The sequence below is a fragment of the Bacillus swezeyi genome (genome assembly GCF_030908325.1).
Classification (GTDB): Bacteria; Bacillota; Bacilli; order Bacillales; family Bacillaceae; genus Bacillus; species Bacillus swezeyi.
Map to the genome: position 1 here is coordinate 2,758,691 of NZ_CP133085.1, position 7,961 is coordinate 2,766,651.

Consider the following 7,961-nt stretch of genomic DNA (forward strand, 5'->3'; position numbering starts at 1 on the left):
TTTACGGGTTGCAATAAAACTTTTTTTGTCAGGAGGTTCTAGCTGTCTACAGATTCATATTCATTCAATAATTCCTCAAGATCTTTTAATGAGATTTTGTCATAACCGTAGTCAGAGGACGTTTTTTCAGTTTCATTTTTACTCATGCAATGACTGATGACCTTCTGAAGAATTTCCTTGTACGTTTGATTAAAATCGCTGATCATCTGATCGGTGTACTCGTATTCGTTAAATGTCGTACTGATCATGAATTGTTGATCAACAACGACTGAGTCGATTTCGACGGAAGCATCTCTTGCACTTTTTGCTCCGATGCTTTGACCTGTAGAGAGCCTCGAAGATGAAAATTGTTCAGTCGTCATATCATGGTCGAGTTCACCTAGATAATTGAATAATATCGGTGGCTTTTCATCCTTGAAGAGCTTTTGGTCTTTTGTCAAATACTTCAGGATGCCATACCCTATGCCGTTATTCGGTATTTTTCTCAATGTTTCTTTCACTATCTTGATCGCCATGGTCAGCTCTGTTTCTTCTTCTAAATCGATGAATACCGGATACATCGAGGTAAACCAGCCTACCGTTCTGCTGATATCTACATCCTGCAAGATGTCTTCTCTTCCGTGGCCTTCCATGAGAATTTTCAGCTTGTTTTCCCCGGTTAACCGCCTGACTGCCATTAACAAAGCTGTTAACAGAATGTCGTTGATTTGCGTGTTGTATGCTTTATGCACCTCGCCCAGCAGCTGTTCCGTTTCCGTTTTACCGAGGGAAACCCTGAGTGTTCTGCTATTTTCATAGTTATCAAGTGCTGCCTTATAATGTTTAGGGATAAATTCCATCTTTCCTTTTGCTATCTCCCTCCAATATTCTTTTTCTTTCAACAACTTTTTGCTGTGGGCGTACTCTGCCAGTTTTTCTGAAAACGCCTTGTAAGAATCCGTTTTATAGCCGAGCTCAATTGTATTGCCTTGCAGTGCTTGGCTGTATGCGGCCGCAAAATCTTCGAATATGATTCTCCAAGACACTCCGTCTACCAAAAGGTGGTGAATCACGAACAGAAGATGGTCGCCCTCATCTGTTTGGAAAATGCAGAGTTTCATCATTTTTCCTTCTTGGATTGAAATCTCTTTTTGAATGGTTGTCGCTGTTTGATAAACGGCTTCCTCCGGGTTCTCTGCCGCTTTGACATCATAGACATACAGATCGAAGACGCTGCCTTCTAAACCGCGGTTATGCTGAATGATTTCACCGTTTTTCTCTTGATAGATCATCCTTAATGCATCATGCTGTTCGGTGAGCTTACGGACAACTCTTTCAACGATTTTTTCATCAAATCCATTTTCTCTATAGAGCATGAACGCCTGATTATAATGGTTTTGCTCTTCTTGATTTGCCGCAAAAAACGACCTTTGGATCGGAGTCAGCGGTACTTCCCCTTGAATGATTTCGTCTTTGCCGCGCATTTTCGTCTCTTTTTTCACATATTTACTGAGGTGTTTGATGGCCGGATTGGTAAACAGATCTTTAACCTGAAGTTTGAGATCGGCTCTTGATAATTTTGAAACGATCTGCAGAGCCTTGATTGAATCTCCCCCGACTTCAAAGAAATTATCATTGATTCCGATTTTGTCTCTGTCCAGCACTTCCTGCCAAACGGCAGCCAGCTTTTCTTCTGTTTCATTTCGGGGCGCTTCGTATTCGCTTGCTGCTGCCGCATCTTCGCCAGGTTCAGGGAGCGCTTTTCGATCGACCTTTCCGTTTGGTGTAAGAGGCATCTTGTTGATTTGAATAAAATAGGAAGGAATCATATAGTCCGGCAAATGGTTGGATAAATATTCCCTTAGTTCATTTGCAATGATTTGCTTTGGGCAAGCGATATAGGCGCACAGGTATTTATGGCCTTTGCTGTCTTCGCGATCAATGACAACGGCTTCGCTAATATCCTGCTTACCTCGCAGCCTGGTTTCAATTTCACCGATTTCGATTCTGAAACCGCGAATCTTGACCTGATGATCGATTCTGCCAAGGAATTCAACATTTCCATCTGGCAGCCATCTTGCCAAGTCCCCCGTTCTGTACATGTTTCCCCCGGGTTCAAAAAGATGCGGAACAAATTTTTCCTTGGTGAGTTCAGGATTGTTGAAGTATCCTCTTGCGATCCCCTCACCTCCGATATACAGCTCGCCATAAACCCCGATAGGCTGCGGGTTTAATGAAGAATCCAATATATAAAATGCTGTATTATCCAGCGGTTTTCCTATAGGGGTATTCGCAATATCCGGAATATGGTCCAACGCTTCCTCATAATAGCCGGAGTCAACAGATGCTTCAGTAACGCCGTAGCTGTTGATGATTCTCATGTTTTGTCCATACTGTTCAACGAGCCACTTATAATCTTTGATAGCGCAGTTATCAGAACCCATGATCAGCAGTTTCATGCTGGATATATCCAATTGGTGATGATGGACATATTTCATAAAAGGAATGATAAGGCTTGGCGTCGACTCAAAGATGTGGATGTCATGTTTTTTGATCATGTCATATAATAGATTCATTTCCAGTTTGACGTCGTTTGGCACAATATACATCGTTCCGCCGTTGAAGAGGCTTCTGCATAAATCTCCCGCAAATACATCAAAAGAAATGCTGGCGAGCTGAAGCAGGTTGACTTTAAATGATGCTAATCCATAGTGCTTTCTCCAATTGTAGTGAGCATGAATTAAATTGCGATGCTCCACCATAACGCCTTTTGGATTTCCTGTCGTACCCGATGTATAAATGACATATGCCAAATCACCGGAAGAATTGAGATGGTCCAAATTGCTTCCATCTGGATCATAAGCATCAGCTTGATCGATTTGCACGATTTCGCCGGCAAAGTTCATGTTGCCGATGAGATGGCGCTGGATAAGCAAAACATCGGCGGCGCTGTCCATCAGGATATATTCGATGCGCTCTTTCGGATAGTCCGGATCGATCGGCAGGTATGCCCCTCCGGCTTTGAGAATCGCCAATATGCCTGTCACCATATCCAATGACCGATCTGCCATGATTCCAACTATAGACTCTCGCTGAACACCTTTTTTCCGTAAAGTTCTTGCCAGTTGATTCGCTTTTTCATTTAATTCCCCGTAAGTCAATGTTTGTTCTTTAAAGACAATTGCCGGATGATTCGGTGATGTCTCAGCCTGTTTCTCAAACAGCTCCGGCAAAGTCCCTGTCGGATGTTCGGTCTTCGTATCATTAAACTGATACAGGATGGTGCTTCTTTCTTCTTCTGAAAGCATATTGATTTCGCTTAGCGTCTGTTGAGGATGATCAGCAATGTCTTCCAGTATATGAATGAAATGCTCCGCTATCGTTTCAGCGGTTTCTTTCTTAAATAATTTTGTGCAAAATTCCAGATGAAAAGTCATTGCACCTGCGGATTCTGCCGCTGCTAAAGACAAATCAAATTTTGAAATAGGAAACTCCATGCCGCATGTTTCTACATTCAATCCTTCGATATGCGGTTCTGCATCATCCAAAGCCTGCATATCAAACATCGTGTCGAACAATGCATTTCTGCTGATATCCCGTTCCAAATCTAATTTTTCAACAAGCTCATCGAATGGATAGTCTTGATGTTCATAGGCATTCAACGTATTGTCTTTCACTTCTTTTAAATACTCAATGAATGTCCTGCCGCCTTTTGGATAATTCCTCATCGCAAGCGTGTTAACAAACATTCCAATTGTGTTTTCCAAATCGGCCCGAGATCTTCCGGCAATCGGAGAACCTACGATTACATCTTCCTGTCCTGTATATTTTGAAAGCAGTGTTGTATATCCCGCCAACAGAAGCATATACATCGTAGCGCCGTTTTCATTGGCTATTCTTTTGAGCTTTTCTGTCAGCTCTCTGCCGATAGCAAATATGAGTCTGTCCCCTTCATAGCTTTGCATTTGCGGCCTTGGATAGTCTGTCGGCATGTTCAGAACCGGAATGTCATCGCGAAATACATTCAGCCAGTATTCTTCCTGCTTTTTCAAACTGTCTTTCTGATAGGATTCTCTTTGCCACTCCGAATAGTCTTTATATTGGATGGTTAACGGCGCGAGTTCCTTTTCTTCATATAGGGCAGCCCATTCCTTCATGAATATCCCTATTGACACCCCGTCTGAAATGATATGGTGCATATCAAACAGCAGGATATGTTCTTCCGCGTCCACCCTAAGAAGCTCTGTTCTTAGAAGGGGGGCTTTTTCCAAATCAAACGGTCTGATAAACTGATTCATTCGCTCCTTGAGGCTCCGGTTCCCCAAATCATCGTATTTGATTTCAAACCGGACATCCTCTTCTATTTTTTGAACAGGTTCGCCGTTGATTGTGACAAAGGATGTTCTAAACCCTTCATGTCTGTCGATTAATGTTTTGAAAGCATGCTCAAGCTTCACCGCTTGGAGCTCACCCTTTATTTTGATTGCAAATGGCATGTTGTAAGCGGTTTGGCCTTCTTCAATTTGATTGAGAATGTACAGTCTTTTTTGAGCGGATGAAAGAGGATAATACTCTTTCTTTTCCGCTTTTTTAATGTCTGAATGAACCATTTTATGTTTTTGTTGGACATAGGCTGCGATTTCTTTAATCGTCGGATGGCTGAATATTTCTTTTAACGTTACCTCTACATTTAGTTTTGATTGTATCTTAGCGGCCATTGAAAAAGCCTTTAATGACTGTCCGCCGATTTCAAAGAAATGATCGTTTATCCCAATCTTCTCCAGGCCTAATATGTCCTCCCAGATGGATAAAAGCGCTGCTTCCGTTTGATTGCTCGGGGCTTCATAGCCTGCTGCCACAGACTCCCTTACATCCGGCTCAGGCAATGCCCTGACATCCACCTTGCCATTGATCGTGCGCGGCATTTGATCCAGCATGACAAAGTGTGACGGAATCATGTACTCGGGGAGGTCCTTCGCCAGAAATTCTTTGATTTGATCAATGGCGGCACCTTTGTGATGTAAGGTGATATAGGCACATAGATATTTGTTGTTGTTCTCGCCTTCCTTTGCTATAACGACCGCTTCATTTATATTGCCGTTCTTTAATAGGCGGTGTTCAATTTCTTCAAGCTCAATCCGATAGCCGCGAATTTTGACTTGGTTATCGATTCTGCCTAAAAATTCGATGTTTCCATCAGGGAGCCATCTCGCCAAATCACCTGTACGATACACCCTCTCACCTGATTCATTCTGGACAAACGCGGCATCTGTTAATTTTTGATTATTCAGGTATCCTCTTGCAAGGCCGTCGCCGCCGATCATAAGCTCGCCCGGTATTCCAATCGGCAGGAGCCGTCCGTATTGATCAGCGATATACACCTTATAATTACGTAAAGGTCTGCCGATTGGAATGCTCGTTTTTTTCTGATCTTCGCTGCTTAATTTATAATAGGTTGCACAAACCGTTGCTTCCGTCGGGCCGTAGGAGTTATAAACATCGGCACCTTTTATGATATTTTCGATATACTCATATTTTAGAACATCCCCGCCGCTGATAAATTTCATATGCGGATGAAAGGTTAAATGTTTATGTTTATCGATTTCATTTAATAAAAGCGGGGAGCAGCTGACGAGCGTGACGCGGTGCTTTTTGATATTTTCCATCAGTTCATCGATGTTCATATCGCCGATTTTTTTGCTGATCACCAGACGCCCTGAGCAGGCTAAAATAGGATAAACCTCTTCAGTGAATGCATCAAATGAAAATGATACGACTTGCAGGATTGTATCGTTTTCACTTAAAGGAACCCTTTTAGTAAATGAATGAATATAATTGATGACATTCCGGTGAGTCGTCATCACACCTTTTGGTCTGCCTGAAGAGCCCGATGTGTAAATCACATATGCCAAATCAGAAGCGCCGTTTATCATTGGCGGATTTTTTTTATCACAACATTGAATCGCCTCATCATCAACTGTAATCAACCGGCCTCCGTCTATTCTGGACTTTAAATGCTCCTGAGCGACGATCACATCAGCTCCGCTGTCTCTCAGCATATACTTCACTCTGTCTGAGGGATAATCCGGATCAATCGGCAAATAGGCTCCCCCTGCTTTTAAAATGCCCAAGATCCCAATGATCATCTCAGGTGAACGTTCTGTCATGATGCCCACTATTGTATTGGGTGTTACTCCATTTTCTTTGAGGAGCCAGGCCAGCTGATTGGCTTTTCCGTTCAGCTCTCTGTATGTCAATCGCTTGTCTCCAAAAATAACGGCGGTGTGATCCGGCGTTATTTCCGCCCGTTCTTCAAACAGCCGGCTGACTGTTTTATTTTTCGGATCGTCTGTTTTCGCTTGATTGAATGTATGTAATACGATATCTTTCTCTTCCTCAGACATCATCCTGATCTCGCTTAATGTCTGTTCAGGATGATGAGCGGCATCTTTTAAAACATTCAAAAAGTGTCCGGCCATTCTTTCGATTGTTTCTTTTTTATACAGATTAGTGCAATATTGTAAATCGAACTTTATATGATCCCCATGATGATATGCGGTAAGGCTTATATCAAATTTCGAAACATCAAAGGCAAAGTCGTATGTCTCAAAGAGGGCTCCGCCGGCTTCAGGTGTGAAATCATCTGCATTTTGCATATCAAACATCGTGTCAAACAGCGGGTTTCTGCTCAAGTCTTTTTTCAAGCCCAATGTTTCTACCAATGCATCAAATTGATAATCTTGATTTTCGTATGCGTTTAATGTATTTTCTTTTACGATCTGCAAGTATTCCTTGAATGTCATGCCGCCTTTCGGATGATTTCTCATCGCAAGGGTGCCCACGAACATTCCGATTGTCCTGTTTAAATCGGCATGTGATCTTCCCGCAATTGGGGAGCCTACAATGATATCTTCTTGCCCGGTGTATTTTGAAAGCAGGATTGTGTAGCCCGCCAACAGAAGCATATACATCGTCACACCGTTTTCTCCGGCTATGCTTTTGAGTTTTTTCGTGATGTCCTGATCCAATTCAAAAACCGTTCTGTCTCCTTGAAAACTTCGGGTTTTTGGCCTTCTGTAATCAAGCGGCATATTCAAAACCGGAATTTCACCTTGGAAGGTATTCAGCCAATAATCTTCCTGCTTCTTTAAGCCGCCTGTTTTCTCGATTTCTCTCTGCCATTCCGAATAATCTTTATATTGCACCGCCACCGGAGACAATGGTCTACCTTCCAATAAATCAGCCAATTCCTTCATTAAAATTCCCATAGAGACACCGTCTGAGATGATATGGTGCATATCAACCATCATCATATGCTCAGCCTCATTGACTTTTACGATCTCGGCTCTTAAAAGCGGGGCTTTGTCTAAATGAAAAGGTTTGATGAACCCGCCGATTTTCTCCTGAATGCTTTCTTCTCCTAATTCGCTGTATCCTAATTGAAACTCGGCTTCCTGTGCGATTTTTTGCATCGGTTCGCCATCGACTGTTACAAAGGAAGTTCTTAATGCTTCATGCCTGGCGATTAACTGCCTCCAAGCATCTTTAAACTGACTGATTTGGACGCTGCCTCTTCGTTTCACCGCTAAAGGCATGTTGTATGCGGTTCCGCTCTCGTCAAGCTTATTTAGAACGAACATCCTCTTTTGTTCCCTTGATAAAGGGTAACATCCATTTTCCGACAGATCCGCTTTCGGAATACCGCGCTCGTTTTTCTCCTCGGCGCTTTTTAGAACAGCTATGATTTCTTGTTTATATCGCTTTATTTTTTGTTTTAACTCAGCTGTCAATAATTCCTGAGGCCCAATGATTTTAATTTTTCCTTGGTTATGATATAAGAAAATATTTTTCTTTTTTAAATCATTTATGAAGCCTATTATACTCATATCAATCATCACTCCATTTATCAGACTTGCGGCGCTAAAATAAGAATAGTTTGAGCGTAAAATAGGGCAGCTGTACAATCTATCTCCAGGAAATAG

At 42.3% G+C, this 7,961-nt stretch carries 1 protein-coding gene; it reads right to left on the minus strand.

Features of this window, described 5'->3' with window-relative positions; translation table 11 throughout:
* Window positions 1-38: 38 nt before the first annotated feature.
* Window positions 39-7,865: a non-ribosomal peptide synthetase gene (locus tag RBH91_RS13635; RefSeq protein WP_307891925.1), complete on the minus strand. Its 7,827-nt coding sequence runs from the start codon at window positions 7,863-7,865 to the stop codon at window positions 39-41.
* Window positions 7,866-7,961 lie beyond the last annotated feature (96 nt).